The 25,827-nt window shown below is 47.6% G+C and carries 19 protein-coding genes; 16 read left to right on the top strand and 3 right to left on the bottom strand.

What is annotated here, in order from left to right; translation table 11 throughout:
- Window positions 1–33 precede the first annotated feature (33 nt).
- Complete coding sequence (locus UNH61_RS17820) at window positions 34–2,184, bottom strand: gliding motility-associated C-terminal domain-containing protein (protein WP_326993332.1); 2,151 nt, start codon at window positions 2,182–2,184, stop codon at window positions 34–36.
- 394 nt (window positions 2,185–2,578) lie between these two features.
- Here UNH61_RS17820 and rpiA point away from each other — a divergent pair, with 394 nt between their 5' ends.
- Window positions 2,579–3,280: a ribose-5-phosphate isomerase RpiA gene (gene rpiA, locus UNH61_RS17815; protein ID WP_326993331.1), complete on the top strand. Its 702-nt coding sequence runs from the start codon at window positions 2,579–2,581 to the stop codon at window positions 3,278–3,280.
- On the opposite strand, the gene UNH61_RS17810 is transcribed toward rpiA, so the two are convergent.
- Window positions 3,246–4,529, bottom strand: coding sequence for an MFS transporter (locus UNH61_RS17810; RefSeq protein WP_326993330.1), 1,284 nt, complete (start codon window positions 4,527–4,529; stop codon window positions 3,246–3,248). The two genes, rpiA and UNH61_RS17810, sit on opposite strands and share 35 nt — an antisense overlap.
- A gap of 254 nt (window positions 4,530–4,783) precedes the next feature.
- Here UNH61_RS17810 and UNH61_RS17805 point away from each other — a divergent pair, with 254 nt between their 5' ends.
- A complete protein-coding gene (locus UNH61_RS17805) occupies window positions 4,784–4,975 on the top strand; it encodes a cold shock domain-containing protein (RefSeq protein ID WP_326993329.1) in 192 nt (63 codons plus the stop codon).
- An 82-nt stretch (window positions 4,976–5,057) separates the two neighbouring features.
- Here UNH61_RS17805 and UNH61_RS17800 read toward each other — a convergent pair whose 3' ends face one another.
- Entirely contained in the window at window positions 5,058–5,234 is a 177-nt protein-coding gene (locus UNH61_RS17800; protein ID WP_326993328.1) for a hypothetical protein, read from the bottom strand.
- Between the two features lie 11 nt (window positions 5,235–5,245).
- Between UNH61_RS17800 and UNH61_RS17795 the strand changes: the two genes are divergently transcribed.
- From UNH61_RS17795 to UNH61_RS17730, 14 genes are all read left to right on the top strand, one after another.
- On the top strand, window positions 5,246–7,477 hold the full coding sequence (locus tag UNH61_RS17795; protein WP_326993327.1) for a helix-turn-helix domain-containing protein: 2,232 nt from the start codon (window positions 5,246–5,248) through the stop codon (window positions 7,475–7,477).
- A gap of 351 nt (window positions 7,478–7,828) precedes the next feature.
- Window positions 7,829–8,590 (top strand): (Fe-S)-binding protein, encoded by a 762-nt coding sequence (locus tag UNH61_RS17790; RefSeq protein WP_326993326.1) that lies wholly within the window; start codon window positions 7,829–7,831, stop codon window positions 8,588–8,590.
- A complete protein-coding gene (locus UNH61_RS17785; protein ID WP_326993325.1) occupies window positions 8,571–9,950 on the top strand; it encodes a lactate utilization protein B in 1,380 nt (459 codons plus the stop codon). The genes UNH61_RS17790 and UNH61_RS17785 overlap by 20 nt, the downstream gene beginning before the upstream one ends.
- Entirely contained in the window at window positions 9,947–10,519 is a 573-nt protein-coding gene (locus UNH61_RS17780; RefSeq protein ID WP_326993324.1) for an LUD domain-containing protein, read from the top strand. The genes UNH61_RS17785 and UNH61_RS17780 overlap by 4 nt, the downstream gene beginning before the upstream one ends.
- A 1,013-nt stretch (window positions 10,520–11,532) precedes the next feature.
- Entirely contained in the window at window positions 11,533–13,383 is a 1,851-nt protein-coding gene (locus tag UNH61_RS17775; protein WP_326993323.1) for a nucleoside-diphosphate sugar epimerase/dehydratase, read from the top strand.
- 24 nt (window positions 13,384–13,407) lie between these two features.
- The gene (locus UNH61_RS17770; protein ID WP_326993322.1) at window positions 13,408–14,220 is read left to right on the top strand and encodes a polysaccharide biosynthesis/export family protein; all 813 of its coding nucleotides are present in this window, start codon (window positions 13,408–13,410) and stop codon (window positions 14,218–14,220) included.
- Window positions 14,221–14,237: 17 nt separating this feature from the next.
- Complete coding sequence (locus UNH61_RS17765) at window positions 14,238–16,637, top strand: polysaccharide biosynthesis tyrosine autokinase (protein WP_326993321.1); 2,400 nt, start codon at window positions 14,238–14,240, stop codon at window positions 16,635–16,637.
- An 86-nt stretch (window positions 16,638–16,723) separates the two neighbouring features.
- Window positions 16,724–18,037, top strand: a complete 1,314-nt coding sequence (locus UNH61_RS17760) for a nucleotide sugar dehydrogenase (RefSeq protein WP_326993320.1) — start codon at window positions 16,724–16,726, stop codon at window positions 18,035–18,037.
- A gap of 47 nt (window positions 18,038–18,084) precedes the next feature.
- Window positions 18,085–19,608: an oligosaccharide flippase family protein gene (locus tag UNH61_RS17755; RefSeq protein ID WP_326993319.1), complete on the top strand. Its 1,524-nt coding sequence runs from the start codon at window positions 18,085–18,087 to the stop codon at window positions 19,606–19,608.
- Window positions 19,605–20,738 (top strand): polysaccharide pyruvyl transferase family protein, encoded by a 1,134-nt coding sequence (locus UNH61_RS17750; RefSeq protein ID WP_326993318.1) that lies wholly within the window; start codon window positions 19,605–19,607, stop codon window positions 20,736–20,738. Before UNH61_RS17755 ends, UNH61_RS17750 begins: the two co-directional genes overlap by 4 nt.
- Window positions 20,710–21,261 carry a serine acetyltransferase gene (locus tag UNH61_RS17745; protein ID WP_326993317.1) on the top strand — a complete coding sequence of 184 codons (552 nt, stop codon included), beginning with the start codon at window positions 20,710–20,712 and terminating at the stop codon, window positions 21,259–21,261. Before UNH61_RS17750 ends, UNH61_RS17745 begins: the two co-directional genes overlap by 29 nt.
- Window positions 21,258–22,406, top strand: coding sequence for a glycosyltransferase family 4 protein (locus UNH61_RS17740; protein WP_326993316.1), 1,149 nt, complete (start codon window positions 21,258–21,260; stop codon window positions 22,404–22,406). The genes UNH61_RS17745 and UNH61_RS17740 overlap by 4 nt, the downstream gene beginning before the upstream one ends.
- Complete coding sequence (locus tag UNH61_RS17735) at window positions 22,406–23,776, top strand: hypothetical protein (protein ID WP_326993315.1); 1,371 nt, start codon at window positions 22,406–22,408, stop codon at window positions 23,774–23,776. The genes UNH61_RS17740 and UNH61_RS17735 overlap by 1 nt, the downstream gene beginning before the upstream one ends.
- Before the next feature lie 15 nt (window positions 23,777–23,791).
- Window positions 23,792–25,825 (top strand): glycoside hydrolase domain-containing protein, encoded by a 2,034-nt coding sequence (locus UNH61_RS17730; protein ID WP_326993314.1) that lies wholly within the window; start codon window positions 23,792–23,794, stop codon window positions 25,823–25,825.
- Window positions 25,826–25,827: the final 2 nt, after the last annotated feature.

Here is a 25,827-nt window from a genome sequence, read left to right as displayed (position 1 = left end):
ATTAGCGGAGTTCAGCTAGAATTCCAAATCCGCTTACCGGATCAATACGGTGGTGCCTTTTCTGAATACCTTTTTGCCGGTTTCCTTTTCGGTGTATTGCAGCATCCATACGTAGGTGCCTACGTCCGATGCACGGCCGTTCACAGTGCCATCCCATTTCCTTCGCCAGTCTGTGGTTTCAAACAATAGCTGACCATAACGGTTGTATACGGAGAAGTGCAGGTCCAGCGCTTTATAAGCATTCAGCGGGTAGAGGTAGTCGTTTTGCCCGTCGTTATTAGGACTGAACGCAGTGGGTACATCTATATAACAACTGGTAACCGCTGTGATATAATGATCTGCGGTGTCCATACAATGAACATTATTTTCTACGATCAGCCGGATGCGATAGTTTTCTTCTTTCCTCGTAGGATAGTATTGCAACTGCGTTGGAGTAGGTCCACCACTCAGCATGCCGTTACCATAATCCCAGAACCAGGAAGTGATGTTACCTGTGCTCTTGTTTTTCGGCGAAACGATGTCCATCGGGCAATAAGGCCCCGGATCTACGTCGAATGCCGCCGTTACTTCGCTGGTAAGCACGAAGGAGGTGTCGTGTACAGCGGAGCATATGCCATTGGAAACGATGAGGGTAATGCTTTTGGTACCAAGACTGGTATAAACTTTCACCGGATTTTGGTCGGTATAATTGCTGCCATCATCAAATACCCAGTTCCAGCTGTTCACTGCATGGGCGCCATCATGGCTGAGTTGAAGGGTGGATACTTTGCAATGCTGTTCCAGACTGGTGCTAAAAACAGCAGACACGGTATCGGCTGTACGAAAAGCCACCTGTTGCCCTGCAGCTGCCAATTGCCAGCATGCACCCTGCAGGGTGTTCCCGTCTGTGCCGTTGACCAGCTGAATAGTATAATCTTCTCCATGATAAACAGGACCGGAAAATTGCAGGTCGATGGAATCCGCAAGGCCATTGCTGTTACACACTCCCTTTGCACTTGTGATCGTCACCGGCTTTGCACTGGTGAAAATAAAGTCGCTGCCATCTGCGGCAATGGAAGCGCAACGTACCGGCTGGGATATGCCAATCCTGATGCCGGAAAGGCGGCAGGTAACCGCACTGGCGCCTCGCAATAGTACATCGGGTTGCTGATCTATATGAAAGTTTGTCTGTGCGCCAGGAGGTGTTTGCACGTGGCATTCGCTTTCCACCGTATTTCCATCGGGACCGGTGACGAGGGTGATGGTGTAGTCTCCACCCGCAGTGATACGCCGATCCAGTTTAAGCGTAACAAAGGAGGTGGTATCATCCGCATTACAGGTGGCAACAGCGCTGGTAATTTTCACTGGCGCGGGTCCGCTGATCACAAAGTCGCCCCCATCCGGGGAAACAGAGCTGCAACGGATAGCCTGAGGAAAGGTTAGTTGCAATTCGTTGGGGCCGCAGGTAAAAGGTGCTACGCTCCCCATCGCAACCGGCGGGGTTGATGCCACCGTGAAACTAATCTGCTGATTAACTTGCATCGCGTTGCCGCAGGCATCCAGCAGGGTATTTCCATCGGTACCTGTTTTAGACACGATGGTATAAGTACCAGGGGCCAGTGGCTTATCTACCTGTAATACCAGCGAATCCATATCAAAACCATTATTACAGTTAACTCCTTTGGCACTGAGTATTTTAGGGCCAGCGATACTAAAAGCAAAATCGCTGCCGTCGGCCGCAAGACTGTTACACTTTACATTCTTATTCAGTTTAATGCCAATGGTTACCGGAGCGCAGTAATAGAACGCATTTTTAAACTGCGGAAGGGTAGGATCCGTGATACTGGCGGTGCCACCACCAAAGGTCAGCGAATATCCGCTTTGGGAATCTGAAAAATGGCTGATGAGCAACAGGTAGTTGTGCCCTTGTTTCAATGTAGCCATGGCACTGAATGTAGGCAGATTAAATCCGCCGCATACATCCAGCGAAGTGCCGGCGGAAGAGGCGCCGGTAGTCCCGGTTTCGCCCGACCAGTTCATGGTCAGGTAAAGACTTGGATCCGTATACACATCATCGGGCTGGTGACCCGTGATATCAAATATCTGCCAGTCGTAGTCTTCACTCAATATATTGGGCGTGATGGTAAAACCCAGCGTGCCCGGAGTATAACAGGTGAATTTATACCAGAATGGATTCTTGTCCATATGTGGACCATTACCCGGATTATTGCAACTTGGGCCGGGAATGTTCCTGACTCCGCAAATGGGAACAGATTGTTGCTGAAACGTTTGGATACCACAAACCGGAAAGGCAGTAGAAGGGTTCTGGCCAATAGCAGTGCAAGTTTGAGCCCGGACACTTTCTGTAAGGATTAACAATATTACCCAGAATAAAACGGTTGTTTTCATGTGCATGGGAGAGGGTTAGTGGACCCCGCTAAAAATAACCAAAATTTCGGAGCCTGATCGAAAATTTACACCGATCATTTTAGTAAAAATATTAATAAGATACAGCAGGCTTATAAGGAAACTACTTTCTGTGAGACTGTTATATTAACTGAAAATATTTATTTTTATCTTCCAACAATTATCATGTTATATGCTTGCTGATATCGGTAAAAAAGCCGCTGGCGAAAGAGCGGCAGGATATATTAAACCGGGAATGACCGTTGGTTTGGGCACCGGTAGTACGGCATATTATACCATTATGCGTATAGGCGAGATGGTTAGAGACAGCCTGGAGATCCGCGCAGTGGCTACTTCTGCACAGTCGGAGGAGTTGGCCCGGGAACAGGGAATTCCGCTGATTGGATTTGAAGAAGTACAACAGATAGATCTTGATATTGATGGCGCCGACGAAGCCGACGCACAATTACAACTGATCAAAGGCGGCGGCGGAGCGCTATTGAGGGAAAAGATTATTGCGGCAGCATCAAAGGAGATGCTGGTGGTGATAGATGAGAGCAAGTTTGTGAAAACGCTGGGCAAATTTCCTTTGCCGGTGGAGGTAACCACTTTCGCCTGGGAGCTCACTGTACGTCATCTCGAAGCTATGCACGCACAGCCGGTATTGCGTATCCGGGATGGAAACCGTTTTGTGACCGACAATGGAAATTATATTCTGGATTGTCATTTTCAGAAGATACATAACGCAGCGGCATTGCATACGCAACTGAATAACATACCAGGGGTCGTGGAAAACGGATTATTCCTTCATTATGCCACCAAACTGATCATTGGCAACAATGATGGCGGTATCCGGGAAATCACGCATCCTTATCCAGCAAAGACGTCTTTTTAGTATCTCTGGAAGTGGCATATACCAGCAGCGAAATGAATATGCAAAAGGTCACATACCAATAGTAATACGATTCTACCCCGATCTTTTTAAAATATAACGCGATCGGTTCCGCTGTTCCTCCGAATAGCGCTACTGTCAGGGCATAAGGGAAACCTACTCCCAATGCCCTTACTTCGGCAGGAAACATTTCTGCTTTTACTACCGCATTGATAGAAGTATACCCGCTGACGATCATCAGCGCAGCGAGGATCAGCCAGAAAGCCACCCATTCTGAACTGGTGCCGCTTACAGCCGTAAGAATGGGGACCGTCAGCAGCGTGCCCAGCACGCCAAAACCTATTAATAAAGGTTTTCTCCCGTATATATCTGATATCCATCCAAATACAGGTTGCATAATTGCAAATATTAACATCAGGAAGAAAGTGAGGGTAGTAGCCCGCTCAATGGTCATATGCACCGTATTCACCAGAAATTTCTGCATATAGGTGGTATAGGTGTAAAACGCCAGGGTACCGCCCATGGTTAGTCCCACTACCGTTAGCACTGCCCTGGGATGCTGGCTGAACAGTCGTTTCAGGGAACCTTTTTCTTTTTCTGCTTTTATTTTTTCGAAAGATGTGGACTCCTGCATATGTCTTCTCAGGTAAAGTGCAAAAAACGCCAGGGCTGCCCCGATTACAAAAGGAATCCGCCATCCCCAAGTATGCAGCTGCGCCGATGTCAGGAAAACCTGCTGTAGCAGCAGTTGTACGCCCAACGCTATCAGCTGTCCGCCGATAAGTGTCACATACTGGAAACTCGAGTAAAAGCCCCTCAACTCCGGCGTAGCCACCTCACTCAGATATGTGGCAGAGGTGCCATATTCCCCGCCTACGCTCAACCCCTGCAACAACCTCGCTACCAGCAACATCGCCGGTGCTGCCAGGCCTATTCGCTCATAGCCCGGCGTAAAGGCAATCAGCATCGATCCCAGCGACATCAGCAGCACGGATAATGTCATCGACGCCTTCCTGCCCTGCTTGTCTGCTATCTGCCCAAACATCCAGCCTCCTATGGGGCGCATCAGGAAACCCACCGCAAAAATGGCCGCTGTATTCAGCAGCTGCGCCGTGTAATTCCCCTTGGGAAAGAAGACAGGCGCGAAATACAGAGAAAAAGTCGCGTAAATATACCAGTCGTACCACTCTACCAGGTTGCCTGCAGATCCGGTCAATATTGCTTTTATTCGCCAGGTATCAGGATGTTTCATATATATACTTAAATTATATTTTAATGTGGAATAATGTGCCAGCGGCTCTTCCGGACAAAGAAAATCGTAAAAAAATTAGGGTAGTATATAATAAACTCCTATCTTCGTTACGCTTCTTAAAGATATTGTATTTCAATTCTGTTAGTAATCTCTTCTTACGTTCAGCTTTTTTTTACAGTTTTTCTTCTAGTCGCCCAGGGAGCCGCCTGTCGAAAAAATGGCAAGAATACGTTCACAATTAAATATTAAATATAATGCAAACAGGTGTAGTAAAATTTTTTAATGAAACTAAAGGTTTTGGATTCATTAAAATTGAAGGAACCGGACAGGAAATTTTTGTTCATGTATCTGGTATCAAAGAAAGCATCAGCGAAAACGACCGCGTAGTGTTTGACGTGGAAGAAGGCAGAAAGGGCCCGAACGCTGTTAACGTAAGACTGGCATAATTCTTTTATAATAGTTTTATTGTAAACCGCCCTGGTTATTCCAGGGCGGTTTTTTTATGCTATTTATTTTCGGATAACCACACTATTTTTGTACAGCGGCATGAGGTGCGCCGATCACATCCCGGTACAGGTCCGGCCGGCGCGCCTGGCGGTAACGATGGCCTCCCGCCTGGATCAATTTATTTCGTGTAAGCGTTACCGTTACTACAAGCAATATCGGCGGTGTTTTCGCTGCTTTTCTGTATATTCGCGTTTTCAATTTTAAATCCAATGCCCCAACCAGATAGTTCAAATACCATCTTTCACCTGGCGGCAGATTTCGTAAACCATACACACCGCCATATTTTCCTGACCGGTAAAGCCGGTACAGGGAAAACCACATTCCTGAAATACATCAAAGAACATACGCGTAAAAACACGGTCGTGGTAGCGCCTACCGGCGTAGCTGCTATCAACGCCGGTGGGGTTACCATGCATTCTTTCTTTCAGCTGCCTTTTGGCCCGTTCATACCGGGCACCAAAAGAGGCTTTGGTATGGATGAGATCAGCACCACGGATAAGCACAGCCTTTTCCGGAATATCCGTTTCACAGCCGATAAAAAAGTGCTCCTGCAGGAAATGGAACTGCTCATCATTGATGAGGTGAGCATGGTCCGCTGCGATATGCTCGATGCTATTGACACCATTCTCCGTCACTTCCGCAATAAACCATTATTGCCCTTTGGCGGTGTACAGGTGCTGTTTATCGGCGATCTGTATCAGTTACCTCCGGTGGTGCCGGATGCAGAATGGCAGATGTTGTCGGAATACTATAGCAGCACGTTCTTCTTCTCCGCTAAGGTGATGGAACAGGCGCCGCCACTGTATATTGAGCTGAAGAAAATCTACCGGCAAAATGAACAGGTGTTCATCGATATCCTCAACAGGATCCGTAATAACGAAGTACTGCACGACGACCTGGTACTCCTCAATGAACATTACCAGCCCAATTTTAAAGGGGAAGACGGAGAATACATCGTACTCACTACGCACAACCGGAAGGCAGATGAAATCAATGCACGCCGGCTGGCTGATATGCCCGGAAAGGTATACCGCTTCGAAGGAAAGATAGATGGTGACTTCAGCGATAAAGCCCTGCCTACTGAATTATTATTGCAGTTGAAGGTAGGGGCGCAGGTGATGTTCCTGAAAAACGACCTGGCACAACCCCGTCGTTATTATAACGGGAAACTAGCCACCGTAAAGGAGATAGATGAAGAAGAAATAGTACTGGTACTGGCAGGCTCTCATGAAGAGCTGAAGCTGGGCAAGGAAACCTGGCGTAATATCCGCTATTCCTACAATGCAGAGGAAAACAGCATTGAGGAAGAAGAGATAGGCAGCTTTACACAATTCCCGATAAGGCTTGCCTGGGCTATTACCATTCATAAAAGTCAGGGCCTCACCTTCGAAAGAGCTATTATTGACGCGGGCTATGCCTTTGCAGCCGGACAGGTATACGTGGCGCTGAGCCGTTGTACCTCACTCGATGGCATGGTGCTGCATTCCCGCATAGGCCACGGTTCTATTAAAACAGATCCGCTGGTGATTGATTTCGCCGAAAAGGAGAATGAGGCAAATGAGCTGGTAGTGTTGCTGGAAATGGAAAAGAAGAAGTTTCAGGCTACTTCGTTGCTGCAGCAGTTCGACTGGTACCGTATGCAGGCCATGGCCAGGAGTCATGCCGTATGGATTCAGGACAAAAAGCTGCCCGACTTTGATGCAGCCATTAAACTGAGCCGGACCCTCTCTGCCAGGATCGAACAGCAGCAGGAAGTTGCCGCCCGGTTTGTGCTGCAGCTGCAACAACTGCTCGATGTGGCCGTGCAAACCAGTGAAATGGACCAGCTGCAGGAAAGAGTGAACAAGGCGATCGGCTATTTTGCGCAAAGTATTCACGATGACCTGATCCTTCCTTTACAATCGCATATAGCAGAGATAAAGAAGGCAAAGTCAAAGAAATATCTGCTGCAGCTGATGGCCCTGGAAGGCGATTGCTGGAGTAAACTGCGTCATATCTGGGAGGTCAGCTATGCCGACCTGGTATTTACCACCGGGCTGAAAGATTATATCACGCAGCGTGACAAGGAAAATGAATCCGGCGCTCCGCCAATAAAGGAAAAGCCCGTCAAGGGAAAAGTGGAAAGAGGATCAAGCCGCCGGGGTACGCTGGAGCTATACCTGAAAGGGCAAACCATTCCTGAAATAGCTGCTGCCCGCCAACTGGCGGTTAGCACCATCGAAAGCCACCTCGCACAGTGCGTGGAAGCCGGCGAAATGGATATAGAGCGCTTCGTGCCCGAAAAGACCATGCGCCTGATCCTGAAACATATCGGAGAGCTGGGGGCCACCGCCGCCGGCCCGATCAAGGAAAGGGTAGGTGATGCAGCCAGCTTTGCAGAGATCCGTGCGGTACAGTGGTACCTGAAGAAGAAGCAGGAAGAGAAGATAATGAATGATTGATATTTAGAATTACGAATTACGGACCAAAGCGAAGACCCAAGGCGGATAATGGCATTTAAGTAATCCGCCTTGGGTCTTCGCTTTGGTCCGTAATTCGTAATTCCTAATTCGTAATTCTAAAATACAGGATGGACCGGGTTGCAACTCCGCTCATTCCGGCTTAATTTGTATCCCATACAGTACCCTGCCCGGACTGACAAATTCCCGCCCTCATTTTCGGGCTTTGTCCAAAATCGGGGTGCCGGTGTTGATTCAGGTAAAAATAGTTCAGTAACCGGTAAAAAAAAGGGAGGAATACTGTTGTCCTGCCAGCTAAATTTGCAGGTCAGCTCAGACTAAATTACTTTATCCGTGAAAGTAGGATTATTTATACCATGTTATATCGACCAGTTTTATCCGCAGGTAGGGATTGCCACCCTGCAGCTACTGCAAAAACTAGGTTGTGATGTAGAATATCCGGAGGGGCAAACCTGTTGTGGCCAGCCAATGGCCAACTCTGGTTACGAACACCTGACCCACCAGTGCAATAGCCTGTTTATCCGGAATTTTGCCGCCTATGATTATATAGTAGGCCCTTCAGGCAGCTGTGTGCTCCATCTCAAAGAGCATCTTCATGATGAAGAGCCGGCAGCCGAAGAAAAAGCAGCGGGGATACGGCACCGTATATACGAATTGACAGAATTTCTAACAGATATATTGAAGGTAGAGACGCTGCCTGCGCGTTTCCCGCACAGGGTAGGGCTGCACCAGAGCTGTCATGGACAGCGCGGGCTAATGCTGGCGCAGATGAGTGAACTGGTGGCCGCACCTTTTTCCAAGCCGGAGCAGCTGCTGCGGATGGTAGAGGGGGTGGAGCTGGTGCCACTCGACCGCTTGGATGAATGCTGCGGTTTCGGCGGAACATTTTGTGTAACCGAAGAAGCCGTATCCGTAAAAATGGGAAAAGATCGTGTAGCCGATCACGTTAAGCACGGCGCCGAGGTCATTACAGGCACCGATGTAAGTTGCCTGATGCACCTGGAAGGCATCCTGCGCAGGCAGCACGCCGGCGTAAAGGTGATGCATATTGCAGAAATCCTCAATCAGAATATCCATGAACAGGCAAACAGCTGATCACGCCGCACTGGCGGATAAATTCAACCAGGACGAGCCGAGGGTGAACTGGCACGATGAAACACTCTGGTGGGTTCGCGCCAAGCGCGACCGTATGGCATGGAGCATTCCTGAATGGGAACAGCTCCGTAATACTGCCTCTGCCATCAAACTCAATGCCCTCGGGAATTTGCACGACTACCTCGTACAATTCGAACAAGCGGCCTTGCAAAATGGCGCTGTTGTACACTGGGCGGCAGATGCAGCGGAGCATAACCAGATTGTAACGGATATTCTGAAAAAGCATGGCGTTACACATATCGTTAAGAGTAAATCCATGCTCACAGAAGAATGTCACCTGAATCCGCATCTGAATGCTAATGGGATTGAAGTGGTAGATACAGACCTGGGAGAACGCATCGTGCAACTGGCAAAAGAACCACCCAGTCATATTGTATTGCCATGTATTCACTGGAAGAAGGAAGAAATAGGAGCGTTGTTCCACGAACACCTCGGTACTCCTGCCGGTAATGCAGATCCGCAGTTTCTGACAGCAGCAGCCCGCCAGGCCCTGAGAAAGGAATTCCTGCAGGCAAAGGCCGCTATCACTGGAGTGAACTTTGCGGTGGCCGAAACAGGGGAAATGGTGGTATGTACCAACGAAGGAAATGCTGATATGGGCGCTCATCTCGCCGATGTACATATTGCCTGCATGGGTATAGAGAAGATAATTCCCGAAAGAAAGCATCTCGGGGTATTCCTACGCTTGCTGGCACGCAGTGCTACGGGGCAGCCTATCACTACTTATTCCAGTCATTTCCGCAAGCCCCGGGAAGGGCAGGAGCTGCATATTGTACTCGTGGATAACGGGCGTTCCCGCCAGCTGGGCCGGGAAGACTTCCGGAATTCATTGAAATGTATCCGCTGCGGCGCCTGCATGAATACCTGCCCGGTATACCGACGCAGTGGCGGGCATAGCTATCATACAGCCGTAGCCGGTCCGATCGGTGCTATCCTGGCTCCCAACCTGGATATGAAAAACTACGCCGACCTTCCGTTTGCATCTACGCTGTGCGGTTCATGCTCCAATGTATGCCCGGTGAAGATCGATATTCATCAGCAGCTGTATAAATGGCGTCAGGTATTGGTACAGGAAGGATATACCAAAACAACGAAAACAGCCGGCATGAAAGTAATGAGCAGCGTGTTGTCGGGTCCGCGTAAATACAAGGCTGCCGGCAAAATGGGTCGTTGGGTAATGAGAGCCTTTCCCGGTATGGTAAATAACCGGATGAACCCCTGGTACAAACAAAGAGAAATGCCGGCGCCTCCCACGCAGTCATTCTCCGAATGGTATAAGAAAAACAAAAAATCTTCATGAGCAGCAGGGATAAAATATTAGCAGCAATAAAACAAAACCAACCCGAAATAGCTCCGTTGCCTTCGCTGGCCGGTCTCGCAGGCTCCATGCCTGGTACGCTGGATGCCTATCGGAAAGTGCTGGAGGCGCTGGGTGGTCAATTGGTGGAAGTAGCAGATGAAGGAGAAATACCTGCCTTGCTGGAGCAACAGCATCCCGGTCTCAGGCGTATTATTTATGCAGGTGCCTCCCAACGGGAATGGGCCAACGAAGATCCGCATCTCCTGCAGGACGTGGACATTGCTGTAGTGCCCGGCCAATGGGGGATAGCTGAAAATGGTGCCATATGGCTTACTGAGCAGGAGATGGCGGTGCGCGTATTGCCGTTTATTTGTCAGCACCTGGCTATTGTGCTGCCCAGGCACCGGATCCTGCCCACTATGCACGATGCCTACGAAAGGATCGGCGCTCCTGAAACAGGCTTCGGCGTATTCATTGCGGGCCCATCCAAAACAGCCGATATTGAACAGTCGCTGGTGCTGGGTGCCCACGGCGCCAAAAGCCTCACCGTATTTATCACCGGCGCCTGATTACGTATATCCGACAGGGTTAGTGGCCTGTTAGCATTATGCAACAGACCGCTAACCTCAGAAAAACAGAAACCCCCGTTAATTCGTTGCCCCAACGTTAACAGCTACACGTAAAGTATCCCCTTGTCGATAAGCACTCCTGATCATCTGTAATGCCCTGCTCATAAGCTTTTTCAGAGATTTGTATCTTTTGGTTTAAATAATCTTTTTTAGTTATTTTTTAATAATTGATGAGTTTTAATAAATACTTCATAACTTTAGATCGCGAAAATCAATAATTTATGAAAACTGGTATGGTGTTTGTCTTAAAGAGCATATCGTATTATTATTGACCTAGCGCAACTTTTGTAGCCATATCTTATTACCATATTTTTAGTAGTAGTTGCGTTGACCAGAAAAAATTGAAAGACCATGTTGCACCTTTTTAACACTTTAGAGCGAACTAAGAAAAGCGAACTGTCTGAATATATAGTACTGTTGCATTGTAAAAAGTGTAGCATAACTGGAGATTACCGTACACCAGGTAATTGAAACATCAGCAACGCTGATTAGTACTGCTTCGTAGGTCCGATAATGTTATACATTCTTAAATCAGCTTACAGTAAAGGTTTGAGCCAATAGCATTAACGGGATGTAGTTTTTATAGCCGCTTGTCAGAGCTGGTTCGGTATCCTCATTGTATCATGTGAAGACTGAAATGTGAAGTGTGAATAAATTTTTTTTCATAGTTTACTTTTTAGTAACAGAACATATCAAATTTAGTATTTACTTTGTGCTAACTTTGAAAACCGAGAAAAACCGAATGCGATCTGAAAATTATTGAAGCGCCTCTATGAAAACCTTTAATCCTGCGCTGTAGTAGTTGATCAGACAAGCGTTTATACATTTAATAACCATATCTTATTATTGAACCTATGGTGCGTAACTCATCGTGGATTACCCCATCGTGGCTTATATTGCTGCTTGATCTGGGGTGTTCTGTCCTGGCAATTAATTTGGCATTTCTGCTCAGATTGAATTTTGATGCTGACGCTATTGCAGCTTTCCCATTAAGGAAAATTGCGCTGCTGACAGGAACAGTAACGTTATTACTATCACTGTTATTGCATACTTATCGCGGAATTGTCCGCTTTACCAGCCTGGCCGACATTGGCCGGATCGCTGCTCTCAATATCTTCGCCTGCGGTATCTATCTGTCTGTCAGCTACAGCCACCTGCTGGATGAAGATCAGATGCTGTTTCCCGTATCTGTTATCCTCATTAACTTTTTCATCAGTTCTTTTTTACTACTGTCGTACCGGCTCATGGTAAAATGGACCTTTAAGTATTATAATAATTTTCGCGCTGTAAGTAATGCACGTGCTGCCATCTATTATAACGGCCATTCCAGCCTGATTCTGCGTAAAGCCATCGCTGATGCACCGGGGTCTGATGTACGTATTGTCGCTTTCATGGCTGCTACCAATGCCCATGCCGGTAAATCACTGGAAGGACTGCCCATCTACGCTTACCGCAAAGGGGAACTGTATAAAATGGCGCGCCAGGCGAAGATTTCCCTGCTGCTCATTCCGCAGGAACATCTGGACGCACGCCATCTCAATGAACTGGTAGAAGAATGCATGACCTTAAATATTCGCGTACAAAAAATTATTCCCGTGAGCCAGTGGACTGATGGTAGCAACAACAACAGCAGCAGTAGCAGCATTCAGCTGAAAGATATCCATATTGAAGACCTGCTGGAAAGGTCTGTGATCGATATCAAAAATATGCAGCTCAGTAAAGAACTGAGAGGGAAAAGCATACTGGTAACCGGCGCCGCCGGTTCTATCGGTAGCGAAATAGTACGGCAGCTGCTCAGGTACAACCCTTCTGCCATCATTTTGTGTGATAAAGCGGAATCTCCGTTGCATGAGCTGGAATTGGAGATCGCTGATAAATCAGGTGCTGTACAGGTAATTCCGTTTATCGGCAATGTATGCGACCGGGTACGTATGCAACAGCTTTTTGAAATCTACGCACCTGCTATCGTATATCATGCTGCGGCTTACAAACATGTGCCAATGATGGAAAAAAATCCTTCCATCGCTGTAATGAACAATGTGCTGGGTACTAAGATAGTGGCTGAACTGGCGGTGGAAAACGGGGCTGAAAAATTTGTAATGGTATCGACCGACAAAGCAGTTAACCCGACGAACGTCATGGGTGCTTCCAAACGTATTGCAGAAATCTTCTCCCAATCATATAATAACCATTTAAATGAACAGTTCCAGAAGCTGGGCCCCGTGTATGGTACACCACCAACACGTTTTATCACTACCCGCTTCGGTAATGTACTTGGCTCTAACGGCTCTGTAATTCCACGTTTTAAACAGCAGCTCGAAAAAGGTGGCCCGCTGACGGTCACTCATCCTGAAATTACCCGCTATTTCATGACCATTCCTGAGGCATGCCAGCTCGTACTGGAAGCCGGCACAATGGGACAAGGCGGTGAGATCTTTGTGTTCGACATGGGAAAACCCATGAAGATCGCGGATCTGGCCCGCAAAATGATCCGTATGGCCGGAAAGGAACCTGGTAAAGACATTCAGATCGTTTACACTGGTCTGCGCCCGGGCGAAAAACTGTATGAAGAACTGCTGAACAACGCGGAAAACACCATGCCTACCTATCACGAAAAAATCATGATCGCGAAGGTACGCGCATGCAATTTTAGTGAAGTGAATGAACAGGTAGACCAGCTGATTGAATCGGCCAGGAAACACTACCTGACACCCACTGTAGCCCGGATGAAGCAACTCGTACCGGAATTCATCAGCAAAAATTCTGCTTATGAGGAACTGGACAAAGACAAAATGATCATCTAAAAAAACAGAAACAGTATAATTAGTATGGGGGAGCGATTTATCAGTAATCTGAAAGGTTTGTTAGTATTGGTAGCAGCGGGCATTACTTCCTGCTCAGCGCCAAAGAACATTACTTATTTCAAAGACATTCCGGATAGCGTCCGGCAACAGGAGATACAACAGGCTGCTTATTCAACGCCGCTGATTCAGGCAGATGATATTCTGCAGGTAACTATCCAGACACTGGATCCGGCTGCAACTGCTTTGCTGAACCAGGCCACCGGCGGTGCCGGTGCTGCGCCGGTCAGCAATAACATGACGGCGGCCCCGGCAGTAGCGCCTGTGAGCGGATACCTCGTCGATAAAGACGGTTATGTGGTGCTGCCGCTGATTGGTAAAGTGATGGTACAGGGGAAAACAACTGATAGTGTAAGAGAAGAAATAAAAAGTAAAGCAGCTGTATACTATAAAGATCCGGTAGTGAACGTACGGTTTGCAAATTTTAAAGTCACTGTACTGGGGGAGGTAAATAAACCTTCTTCGTATGTGATGCCAAACGAAAAAGTTACCCTGTTGGATGCGCTGGGCGCCGCAGGTGATCTCACTATCTACGGAAAAAGAGAGAATGTATTATTGATCAGAGATAAAGAAGGAAAGAAAGAATTTGTAAGATTCAACCTGAACCAGAGCAACCTCTTTGCTTCCCCCTACTTCTACCTGCATCAGGGAGATGTAGTGTATGTGGAACCCAATAAAGCGAAGGTGGCCAGCACTGATTTTACGCAGGTGAAACGAATATCCATTATGGCATCTGTCTTATCGTTGTTGATTGTTGCGGTGTCGCGTGTTAATTTTTAACTCTTTAATAAGAAAAAATGCCGGAGCAAATTTTTGTAAGAAACGCTGCCCATTTAAATGGAAATGGTCAGGAACCAATGGTACAGGAAACCGACAGCGGTATCACTCCACGTTATGTCCTGGATACTTTTACACGCCATTGGTACCTCTTCCTGCTTTTTGTGGTAGCCGGTGTGGCGGCCGCCTGGTTATACCTGCGGTATGCTACCCCCAGTTATAAAATAAGCGCTAAAATACTGGTGAAAGATGACCAGAAAGGCGGCGATATTCCCGGTCAGGAGATATTGCAGCAGCTGGAAGTCTTTTCAAATAAAAGCAGCGTCGACAATGAAGTAGAAATACTGAAATCACGTACGCTGATGCAGAAAGTTGTTCAGAACCTGCAATTGAATACTTCCTACTTCGCGGAAGGCAGGATCAAGGAAAGCGAGCAATATGGCAATCTGCCTTTTGCCCTGCAATGGCTTTCCCTCAATGATACCATCAACAAAGTGTCTTACACGATTGCTCCGGTTGGTATCGATAAGTTCCAGCTGTCGGGGCCTAAGGGAACCCGTACCGCTTCCTGGAAGGATACCCTGCATCTGCCGGAAGGTGTTGTGAAAATTGATCGCACAGCAGCTCCCTTTGCTCATCCTTCCTACACTATCAAGGTAGCTTCCATTGATGAAACCACCGGCAACTACCAGCAATTACTGGATGTACGCATACCCAATAAACAGGTGAGCACCATCGATCTGAACCTGGATGCCAAAATTCCGGAGAAAGGAGAGCGGATCATGAACAACCTGCTCAATACTTATCTGAAGGCGAGTGTGGAAGATAAAAACCGCATTGCCGATAGTACAATTGCGTTTATAGATAACCGTTTGATCATTGTAACGCAGGAACTCTCCGGCGTAGAAAAAAATATTCAACAGTTCAAACAGGCGAATGAACTGGCCGATATACAGGCACAGTCAAAACTGCTCGTGGAAGGTACCGGCGATGCCCACAAACAGCTGCTGGAACAGCAGGTACAATTGAATGTGGTGCAGTCGCTCGAGCAATATATCCGCGCGGCTGAAAATGATAAACGCGTGGTGCCTTCTTCGCTTATCGTGCAGGATCCTACTTTCGTAGGACTCGTACAGCGCTATAACAACCTGCAGCTCGAAAGGGAACGTCAGCTGATGTCCAGCACTGCCAGCAATCCGGTAGTCGTAAATATGGATCAACAGCTGTCTGGTATCCGCGCCGATTTGCTGAGTAACCTGTCTTCGCTGAAGAAGGGTATTGAAGTCGGCATTTCAGAGCAGGAAAAGAACGCCAGTGCCTTAACCCAGAAAATCCGGCAGGTACCTGGTAAAGAAAGGGTATTTCTTGATATCTCCCGACAACAGGCTATTAAACAGGAACTATACCTGTTCCTGCTGAAGAAAAGAGAAGAGTCGGCTATTTCCAAGACATCCAACATGGCCATTGCCCGTATCATTGATGATGCGAAAAGCGATGCGCTGCCATTCAAACCCAAGCGAATACTCATTCTGCTGTTAGGGCTGGTAATGGGCATTGCATTCCCTGCCGGCTACCTGTATATGAAGGAACTGCTCAGCAGAAAGGTCAGGAATAAAGCAGATGTTACCAGCAATACTCCGGTGCCTGTGTTGGCTGAGATCGGGCATAATGCAAGTGGATATGTAGTGACGGCATCAGGCTCCCGCTCTCCGGTGGCAGAGCAATTCAGGGCCCTGAGAACTAACCTCCAGTTCGTACTGGCGGATATCACCCAGAAATCGGTCATCATTACTTCCAGTATGGGAGGAGAAGGGAAAACCTTCGTATCTACCAATCTGGCTGCTATCCTGGCCATGTCGGGTAAGAAGGTGGTGCTGATGGAAATGGACCTGCGTAAGCCTAAGATCGCGGAAAGACTGGGCCTCAGCAACCATGAAGGATTCAGTACCTATGCGATCGGAAAAACGGATATCAACACCCTGATCAGACCTTCCGGTATTCATGATAACTGCTGGATCATTTCGTCTGGCCCGATTCCGCCCAATCCTACTGAACTGCTCCTGCAAACGAGAACGGAGGAGTTGTTCCGGAAACTCAACGAACGCTTCGACTATATCATCATCGATTCAGCCCCCATTGGTCTGGTAACAGATGCCCAGGTGCTGGCCCGGTACGCGGATGCTTCCCTGTACCTGGTACGCCACGGCGTTACGCTGAAACAGCAGCTTCAGATCACGAAAGACCTGTACCATCAGCGTAAACTGCCACGGCTCAACATCGTCATCAACGATGTAACCAGCAAGAGCGGTTATGGCTATGGATACGGCTACGGATATGGCTATGGTTACGGCGCGGACGCCAGTGAAAAGAAAGGCCTGCTGGGAAAATTGGGAAAACGGGCCGCCCTGAACGGGAAGTAGCCTTTGTTCATCGCCCTTCAACCCATTAAAGCCATTGAGGCAGGAATAAAGAAAGATATTAAAAATTAAGACAGACAATAAATTTTATGGTTAAGAATAGTAACAGCGTTGAGAATGTTCACCTTGCCATTATAGGCCTTGGCTATGTTGGTTTACCTTTGGCAATCGAATTTGGAAAGAAGTACGATGTGCTCGGATTTGATATTAACAAGGAAAGAGTGAAGGAACTGTCCGAGGGGGCCGACCGTACGCGGGAAGCCAACCTGGAAGACCTCAGCGCCGTGATCGCCCTCAAAAAAGCCCCTAAATCTACGATCGGACTTTCTTTTTCTTCCAACGTGGAAGACCTGAAGAAAACCAATGTTTTCATCGTAACCGTACCTACGCCTATCGATGCCTTCAAAGCGCCGGACCTGCGCCCGCTTATCAGGGCTTCTGAAATGCTGGGCGGCGTCCTGAAAAAAGGTGATATCGTGATCTACGAATCAACTGTTTATCCGGGATGCACGGAGGAAGACTGCGTACCGGTGCTGGAAAAAGTTTCCGGCCTGAAATTCAACACCGATTTCTTCGTCGGCTACTCGCCTGAAAGGATTAACCCGGGCGATAAAGTGAATACACTTACGAAGATCAAAAAAGTAACCAGCGGCTCTACGCCTGCAATTGCAGACAAAGTGGATGCACTCTATGGTTCTATCATCGAAGCCGGTACCCATAAGGCTCCCAGCCTGAAAGTGGCGGAAGCTTCCAAAGCGATCGAGAATGCGCAGCGCGATGTAAATATTTCTTTCGTCAATGAACTCGCACTCATCTTCGATAAGATCGGTATTGATACCAACGACGTGATCGAAGCCGCAGGTACCAAATGGAACTTCCTCAAATACAAACCAGGCCTGGTAGGTGGTCACTGCATCGGCGTTGATCCATACTACCTGGCACATAAAGCGGAATCCGTAGGCTATCACCCACAGGTCATACTTTCCGGCCGCCGTGTAAACGACCACGTCGGACACTTCGTTGCCAACAAGGTAGTGAAACTGATGATCGATAAAGATCATAAGATCAAAGGCTCCCGCGTACTCATCATGGGGATCACCTTCAAGGAAAACTGCCCGGATGTACGAAATACCCGCGTAGTCGATATCTACCACGAACTGAAACAGTTTGGTCTTACAGTGGATATCTACGACCCCTGGGCCGATCCTAAAGAAGTAGAAGAAGAATACGGCGTGAAAATCCTCAGCGCTATCGACAAAGCCGCTGTATACGATGCGATCATCATAGCCGTTGCTCATAAAGAATTTTTAACCTTTGATTACCTGAAATACAGACGTAACAACGGTGTCATCTTTGATACCAAAGCTTGTGTAGACAGAAGCCTCGTTGACGGAAGGCTCTAAGCTAAGAATAAGAGAAATACATATATAATTAATTCGGAAATTGATAGATGATGTCAACGAAAGGGGTGAGCTATGAGATGTCGTTAAACCTTGGGACGAATTTCCTGGCGCTGGTATTGAATATTTTACTGGGCCTGGTGGTAGTTCCCTTCTATATTTCAAAGATCGGAGTGGATGGCTATGGTATAGTAGCACTGGCCACTTCCTTCAGTGCCTACCTGTCTATCGTCACGATCGCTATCGATGCGGCCGTAGGCAGGAATTTCACACTGGCCATGAGAAAAGATGATCATGTGGCTTCCAATGCTATCTATTCATCTTCCATCATTGCAGCCATACTGCTGATTCTGGCACTGTTGCCGTTTATCGCGTGGTTTTTATATGATATAAAAGATATCATCAGCTACAGGAGTTATCCCGCGGGAGAGATGCGATGGGTGTTTGTGGCGATTATCACCTCTTTCATCCTCACCTTTATCCGCGGACTTTTCCTGGTGCCGGCATTTGCATCTAACAAGATCTATATTCAACGCTTCATCGCCATTCTTGAAATAGTGGTGCGAACAGCGCTGATCTTCTTACTGCTGAATGCCTCCGCGAAACTAAGCCTGATAGGGATGGCCTTCTTCCTTTCATCGCTGGTATCGTTTGCTGCCGCGCTGATCTGGATAGGTCGCAAGTTCCCTTTCCTGAAGCTGAGGATTCGTCATTTCGATAAATCCATCGTTCGCTATGTGGCGTCGATGAGCTTCTGGCTGGTCATCAACCAGATCGGAACATTGCTCTTTATCAATATCGACATCATTCTGCTGAATCACTACTATGGTGCTACAGCTACCGGTGAGTTCAGCACGGTGGCGCAATGGCATACGCTGCTGCGTTCCTTTGCAGGCGTGTTTGTAGCCATTTTTACACCGGTGGTATACAAGTATTATGCAGATAAAGATTTCAGCAACCTGCTGAAATTTTCGAAGTATACCGTGGTGGCAATGGGACTCGTACTGGCTATTCCCATAGGTATCATTGTGGCGTATTCCGATGTGATTCTGAAACTATGGGTGGGAGAGCGGTTTACACATTTTTATCCGCTGATGATCCTGCTCACAGGGCACCTGATCTTTAACCTGTCGGTACTGCCCATACTGTCCATCAACTCGGTGTACAATAAAGTGAAGGTACCGGGGCTCACTTCCTTCTTTTGCGGGATACTGAACCTGGTACTGGGTATACTGGTGATAAAGAGTTTCAACTGGGGCATCTACAGTGTGGCAGTGGTTTCTGCGGTATTGCTGACGGTTAAGAACCTGATCTTTTCGCCTACGTATGCAGCGAAGATCCTGGAACAAAGTCCCTGGTTTTATTATCCGAGTATACTCAGAGGCTGTGGCCTCTTTATTTGGGTACTCGGGTTATCGTGGCTGGGCCGGCATTTATTGCTGCCCGGATCATGGGCTGGCCTGATGTTATCGGCCGCAGTGATTGGTTTATGTAGTATTCCTTTTGCATGGTTTGTAAGCCTGAATAAAGATCAGCGCTTACTGATCGGAAAATTAATCAGACGACGAATATGAAAAAGGCATTGATCATTAATGAAGGCTTCTCTAATAACCTGGGCGATCAGGCTATTCGTGAGAGCATGACGCAATTGCTGCAGGATAGCGGCTTCAGCGCCGATTTTGCCTATTTCACCAATCCGGGGATGCAACAACTGCCAGCCTACGGGTACCTGGAAGCAGGCATTGGTGCGATGGCGCCGGCATCCCTGTCGTTTGCCCGCCGGGTAAAGCTGAAGCTTTCCGGCATATACTGGATTGCACAGCACTATCGTCATATCAGTAATATTTTAAAGAGACAGGATTATGAGCTGGTAGTCATTGGTGGCGGTCAGCTCATAGAGTCTTCCGGGAAAGATTATCCCAGCAGATTTGCGATTGCCATATACTGGTGGACGCGCCTGGCAAAGAAATTCACGAAAGCAAAGATTTGCCTGATAGGAGTGGGAGTAGGTACTACGTTTAATGCGAAAGAAACTTCACTCTTCTCCCAAGCCCTGGCCCTGGCCGATCTGATATGGGTAAGAGATACCTTTTCGCAAACTGCGATCCGGTTTAAGTTTGGTCACGCTGCTGTTTTGACGCCCGATGTTGCGTTTTATCACGGCAGCAACCGCGTGGAAACTACTAACGGCAACCGCCGGGCGCTGATAGGCATCACCAGTTATAATGAAGTATTTGCGAAATACAATGAACCCGGGAAAACCCGGCTGGACTACTACAATGAGTGGTATGGAGTGGTGAGGAAGTATTTACAGCTGGGTTTACCTGTGGTGCTTTTTTACACCACCATCACAGATGCTGCTGAATCAATTGCCTTCCGCGATTATCTACGGCAACAGCATCAGCTGGAGTTGCCCGTAGCTAAACTGCATACGGTAAGCGACCTGCGGGAGCTGTACGAGTCGGCCTCAGATGTGTATTCCGGCAGAATGCACGCACTGATACTGGCCATGAAATACCAGTGTAACGTGAACGCCTATCTGATTTCACAGAAGCTGAAGTCGTTCCATGAAGAGTATATCCTGCCGGGAAACAGAAGTCTGGAATACAGCAGAAAGATCAGGGAAACATTCAATGGGTGTATACTGCACCAGGACCATGAAAACAGTGTTGCATATGAGCACGAAACAATTAATCAGATCTGATCTGTTCCGTTATCACGGGAAAACCGGCACACTGCAGTTCCTGAAGGCATTTTTGCTGATCGAGGGATTTCGATATATGTTCTTTTTCCGATTATATAAAAACGCCGTTCAGCCGTTCAGGTTATTCCTGCGGCTGATGCTCCGGCGTTACTCGTATAAGTACGGATTCCAGATACCGCCCACTGCTTCTATCGGCTACGGGCTGTATATCGGGCACTTTGGTACCATTGTCATCAACGGCAATGCAACGCTCGGCAACAATGTAAACCTTTCGCCAGGCGTGGTGATAGGCCAGGCCAGCAGGGGCAAATTAAAAGGCGTGCCCGTTGTTGGTAACCGCGTTTGGATCGGATCCAATGCGGTGATTGTTGGAAAGATTAATATAGGCGATGATGTATTGATTGCACCAGGCGCCTATGTAAACAGGGATGTGCCGGCTAATTCGCTGGTGATGGGCAATCCCGGAGTTATTTATGAAGGAAAGAATGTAGAAGGATATATCCTTAATGAATGGGGAATATGAAAAAAGTTTTGATCATATCGTATGAGTTTCCACCTATCATCGGAGGTGCGGGCGTGTATGCCCACGATCTGGCGATAGGCCTGGTAAAGAACGGGCACCAGGTAAGCCTGCTGACGTACAAAACTGCGCGCAACGCAGATTTCCTGGCATCGTTCGAACAAAAGTACCATGTCCGCTGCCATACGATCCCGGATAAAAAGTATATACATTTCTATCTCTTTTTCCGTGAACTAAAGCAAATAGTAAAACAGGAAAGCTTCGATGTTATCATCTTCAGCGATGCAAGAGCCAAGAAGATGGGGGCATTATTCCGTCCTGCACTGAAACAGCTGGGAAGCCGCTCCCTTGCCGTATTACACGGTAGTGAAAAGGCCAGTTTCTTTGAAAAGCCATCGCTGCTGTTAAGAGCTTTCGGTATGCAGCGTCGTATGCTCGATTTCCTGCGCCATCAGAAAAAAATCGTAGTGGTGAGTGAGGCGGAATATGAGCTGTGGCAGCAAACCAGTCTGAAAGAAAAATTACAACTCATCCGGCACGGCATCGATACCGATATTTTTCATCGCCGCACACCGGATCAGGTGGCTGCTATCAAACAACAATATGGCATCGATCCTGCCAGGCCCATACTCTTTAGTGCTTCCCGCCTCGTAAAGGAGAAGGGGCAGGAGTTGATCATCGATAGCCTGCAGCATATTATAAAGGATGTGCCCGATCTGCTTTGTATCATTGCAGGCAGCGGTAATTATCTCCCTACACTACAACAAAAAGTAAAAGACCTCGGGTTGGAACATCATGTATTGTTTACTGGTGGCGTATCCCGTGAAATATTGTCGGGCTACTTCGCTATCTGCGATCTGTTCATACTGCCCAGTCAGTTTTACGAATCATTTGGCCTGGTATATCTCGAAGCAGCTGCCTGTGGCAAAACAGCCATTGCAGGCAACAGGGGTGGTACCAACGAAGCGGTGGTAGACGATGTAACCGGGTACCTGGTGAACCCCGTATCAGTAGAGGAGATCTGCCTTAAAGTTGTAGCCGTACTCAAAGATCCTGCGCTGCGCGAACGCCTGCAACGCACAGCTTATGAGAGAGCTGTTACCCGCTTTACCAATGTGGCCATGGCCGATAAAATTATTGAGATCTGATGAAGAATAGTAACGCCAATACCAATCTGCTGCTCCTGCTGAATTTTATATTCGCATGTGTTGCCGGTATTGTGTCTGTAAGTGTGGCTACTTTTTTACTGAACGCACTGTTGTTGGGTATTGGCCTGCTGGGTATTAACGCCATGTTTAAAGACAAGCCCCGCCGGCAAACGGGGATGGTCCTGTTCCTGTCGTTCTTCCTGGTGTATGGCATCTTTATGATGATCACCAATACGCTGTATATACAGGATCCATTCCGGGATATTTTCTACGCGAAGGATTCGGTGACTTTTTATACCTATATCGACAAAGTGGCTTCTATGCGCACTATCGGTGAGATCACGGAATACTACCGCACGGACTTCTTTGCATCCGACTGGAAAGGTTTCGCCTGGATGGCCAGTGTACTGGGCTTTCTGGCGAAAAATATCGACACTAACTCGCTGCTGTTACAGAAATTGCCAATTGTATTTTGCTCGGCTTTTATACTGGTGATCCTGTTTAGTATGTTATCGACCTATATTAACAAAGACACCAGCCTGCATTTTACTATCGTATATGCGTTACTGTCATATAACTTTTTCTTTTCCGCAGTGTACCTCCGTGATGTGCATATCGGGCTGCTGTTCGGGCTGTATTTCCTGCTGCTCATCAACAGGCAGGGGATTGCCGGAATCTTTTACTGCATTGTGCTTACCGTGCTCATCTTCCTGTTCAGGCCAGAGCATGGTTACTTCAGTGCTTCCCTGCTGATGGCATATATCTACCTGCTGGTAACGGATAAGAATAACAAGACGCTGAATAAATTCAAGATTCCCATATTGATATTATTGGCTGTTCCTGCGCTGACGCAAATAGTATTGCTGAAGGAAGGGCTTAATACCATCCAAAGTACGAGTGAAAACTATCTCGATTCTTCCATGTCGGGCGCTGGTATGGGATCTTTCGGAAGCATGCTGTTAAAGTTACCTTTCGGGGTGAGGCATATCGTAGTAGGATTGTTTTCGCAAACACTGCCATTTCCTTTTTACGTGGTGCTGGACGAAAATCCTTTTTTCTTCCCCTGGGCAATTGCGGCATTGTTCTGGTTTGTGGTATGGGGCGTGTTATTGTATACGATGCTGATAAAGCCACGCAATCCGTTTTTTAAGATCCGTGAACTTCGTTTCCTGTTTCTGATTGCGGCGTTGCTGATTCTTGGAGCGAGCTCCAATGCAGACACAAGGAGGATCATGTCGGTATACCCGGTGGTATATGTGGTGTTCGCAGGCGGATTTTTATCGCTGGATATTAAAAGACGCAAACAGCTGATAACAGCTTCTTTGTTGTCTTATTTCGGATTGATATTCGTTTATGCGTTGATCAAATAACAAAAATATTTTGCTATGATGAGGCCAGTCTTTTTTTTGTTAGCTATTTTCATGGGACTGCAGTTTTGTGCAGTGTCGCAGCAACCTGTTGCCGGTATACAATGTACGGTAACACCGGCGCCTAATTATAGTCTTACTAAAAACGACAGCAAGGTAAGCTCGCTTACAGATGGCGTATTTTCCTCCGGTATTTCTTCTATCTGGAAAGATCCCGGAACATTGGGCTGGCAGAATATAGAGAAGGTAGTCATCAATATCACCCTACCCCGGGAACTGACGGTGGGTTCGGTGAATGTTCATAGTGTAACCGGTCAGAAGGCGCAGGTGCTGCTGCCGCTGAGTGTGCTGGTATTTACCAGTGAAGATCAGGAAAACTGGTCGTTCGCCGGGGATATGATGAAACAGCATCCTGTAAAAGATGAGTATTACAAAGTAGTAGCACTGTCGCTGGATCAGATTGGCCAGTCGGCAAAATATATCAAACTGGTTGTAGTGCCCAACGGTAGCTATTTCTTTACAGACGAAATACAGGTATTCGCCGGCAATGCGCAGTCTGCCAAAAAACTCGCAATGGTAGCCACCAATGGAATTGATGCATTTGCGAAGCAGCAGCGGGAGGGTGCTATCAATCAGCGTTTCGCCGCATACAGTGCTCCGGTGGCGAAAAGCGCTGCTATCGCTACACTCACACTCGCGCCGCTGAACTCCGGTATGGCCGACATGAACAACGTGGCTGCCGGTCCGGTGAATATTTATACGATGAAAGGCTTAACAGAGTATGCTGCTTTTGTATTGTCTAATGGTACCGGAGATGATAAGAACGTCCATATTTCTTTCCCTGCTTCCACCCCGGCCATCAGTTATCAGCTTTATTGGGCTAAACCTGTGAAGAGCCGCGACTTCAGGATTGTACCGGATGCGTTGGAAGAAATAAAGAATGGCGCCGATATCAGTGTAGCCAAAGGCGAATCAAAACTCCTGCTCGTGAAAGCGGTAGCCGCTAACAGCGGTACATATCAGTTTACGCTTACGGCAGGCTCGCTTACCGCTCAGGCAAATATTACCGCCGGCAATGGTGATCTGACTGCCTACAAATCGCTCCGGCCCGATGTAAATGTATGGCCTTATTTCAACGACCCTTTCTTTCAGGGACGTGAAGCAGGCGCCAAACAGGACCTGCTGGGGCATTATGTGAATACGTTCCTCGTTCATCCCGGCATCCTGGCGCCAGATAAAGCTTTTGCTTCCAATCAGCGCTTACAGGATAATCTTGCCTATGCCAAAGGTTTCCGGCAGGCACTGTTGTTCCTTGATTTTTCAAGGAAAGGAAACGACCTGTTATCGGACAGCTGGAAACAGACATTCCTCAACTGGTATGATGCTATTATACCTGCATTACAGCAACAGGGAATTACCGCAGATAACATCTACCTGTATCCGTTCGATGAAATCAAACCTGCCCAGTTGCCGGTATATCAGCAGTTTGCAGACTGGATCCGCTCAGTCAGAAAAAACGCAAAACTGTTTGCGACCGTCTCCAATGCAGCATTGCTGAATACCATGGCCGCACAGGCGGATGCCATACAACTCTATAATGATGATCGTGTACTGAGTGCCTGGCACGGCCTGCGCAATGCCCCTTCACGGGTATGGCTATACGATACGAAGAAACCTACGAAGTCTTTATCGCCTAACGGTTATTACCGCCTTATGGCATGGCATGCGTTCGCTGAAAATATTACCGGTATTGGGTTCTGGCAATATGCGGATGTAGGGCACGAGCAGGGAGCAGAATCTGTGTGGGACGACTTCGACGGTAAATCGGCCGACTACGCTGTGGTATATGATGAAGGCAGCCGGGTGATCCCCAGCCGCCGCTGGGAGGGATTCAGAATGGGAGTGGAAGACTATATGCTGTTACAGGCTTATTCGAAACGATATGGAAGGAATGCCGCATTGCGGTTGTGCAATAATGTATTATCCAATGCAGACGATCCGCAGAAAGCAGACCAGGTAAGAGCTCAAATAGTTAAGGAATTAGGAAAATAGCA

Source organism: Chitinophaga sp. 180180018-3, from assembly GCF_037893185.1.
Lineage (GTDB): Bacteria > Bacteroidota > Bacteroidia > Chitinophagales > Chitinophagaceae > Chitinophaga.
This window is presented reverse-complemented; position numbering and strand designations above follow the sequence as displayed.

Bases quoted from the DNA above. Each gene is read 5' to 3' on its own strand.
- UNH61_RS17820 (WP_326993332.1), bottom strand. From the start codon at position 2,184: ATGGACAAGAATCCATTCTGGTATAAATTCACCTGTTATACTCCGGGC.
- rpiA (WP_326993331.1), top strand. From the start codon at position 2,579: ATGCTTGCTGATATCGGTAAAAAAGCCGCTGGCGAAAGAGCGGCAGGA.
- UNH61_RS17810 (WP_326993330.1), bottom strand. From the start codon at position 4,529: ATGAAACATCCTGATACCTGGCGAATAAAAGCAATATTGACCGGATCT.
- UNH61_RS17805 (WP_326993329.1), top strand. From the start codon at position 4,784: ATGCAAACAGGTGTAGTAAAATTTTTTAATGAAACTAAAGGTTTTGGA.
- UNH61_RS17795 (WP_326993327.1), top strand. From the start codon at position 5,246: ATGCCCCAACCAGATAGTTCAAATACCATCTTTCACCTGGCGGCAGAT.
- UNH61_RS17785 (WP_326993325.1), top strand. From the start codon at position 8,571: ATGAACAGGCAAACAGCTGATCACGCCGCACTGGCGGATAAATTCAAC.
- UNH61_RS17780 (WP_326993324.1), top strand. From the start codon at position 9,947: ATGAGCAGCAGGGATAAAATATTAGCAGCAATAAAACAAAACCAACCC.
- UNH61_RS17770 (WP_326993322.1), top strand. From the start codon at position 13,408: ATGGGGGAGCGATTTATCAGTAATCTGAAAGGTTTGTTAGTATTGGTA.
- UNH61_RS17765 (WP_326993321.1), top strand. From the start codon at position 14,238: ATGCCGGAGCAAATTTTTGTAAGAAACGCTGCCCATTTAAATGGAAAT.
- UNH61_RS17760 (WP_326993320.1), top strand. From the start codon at position 16,724: ATGGTTAAGAATAGTAACAGCGTTGAGAATGTTCACCTTGCCATTATA.
- UNH61_RS17755 (WP_326993319.1), top strand. From the start codon at position 18,085: ATGATGTCAACGAAAGGGGTGAGCTATGAGATGTCGTTAAACCTTGGG.
- UNH61_RS17750 (WP_326993318.1), top strand. From the start codon at position 19,605: ATGAAAAAGGCATTGATCATTAATGAAGGCTTCTCTAATAACCTGGGC.
- UNH61_RS17745 (WP_326993317.1), top strand. From the start codon at position 20,710: ATGAGCACGAAACAATTAATCAGATCTGATCTGTTCCGTTATCACGGG.
- UNH61_RS17740 (WP_326993316.1), top strand. From the start codon at position 21,258: ATGAAAAAAGTTTTGATCATATCGTATGAGTTTCCACCTATCATCGGA.
- UNH61_RS17735 (WP_326993315.1), top strand. From the start codon at position 22,406: ATGAAGAATAGTAACGCCAATACCAATCTGCTGCTCCTGCTGAATTTT.
- UNH61_RS17730 (WP_326993314.1), top strand. From the start codon at position 23,792: ATGATGAGGCCAGTCTTTTTTTTGTTAGCTATTTTCATGGGACTGCAG.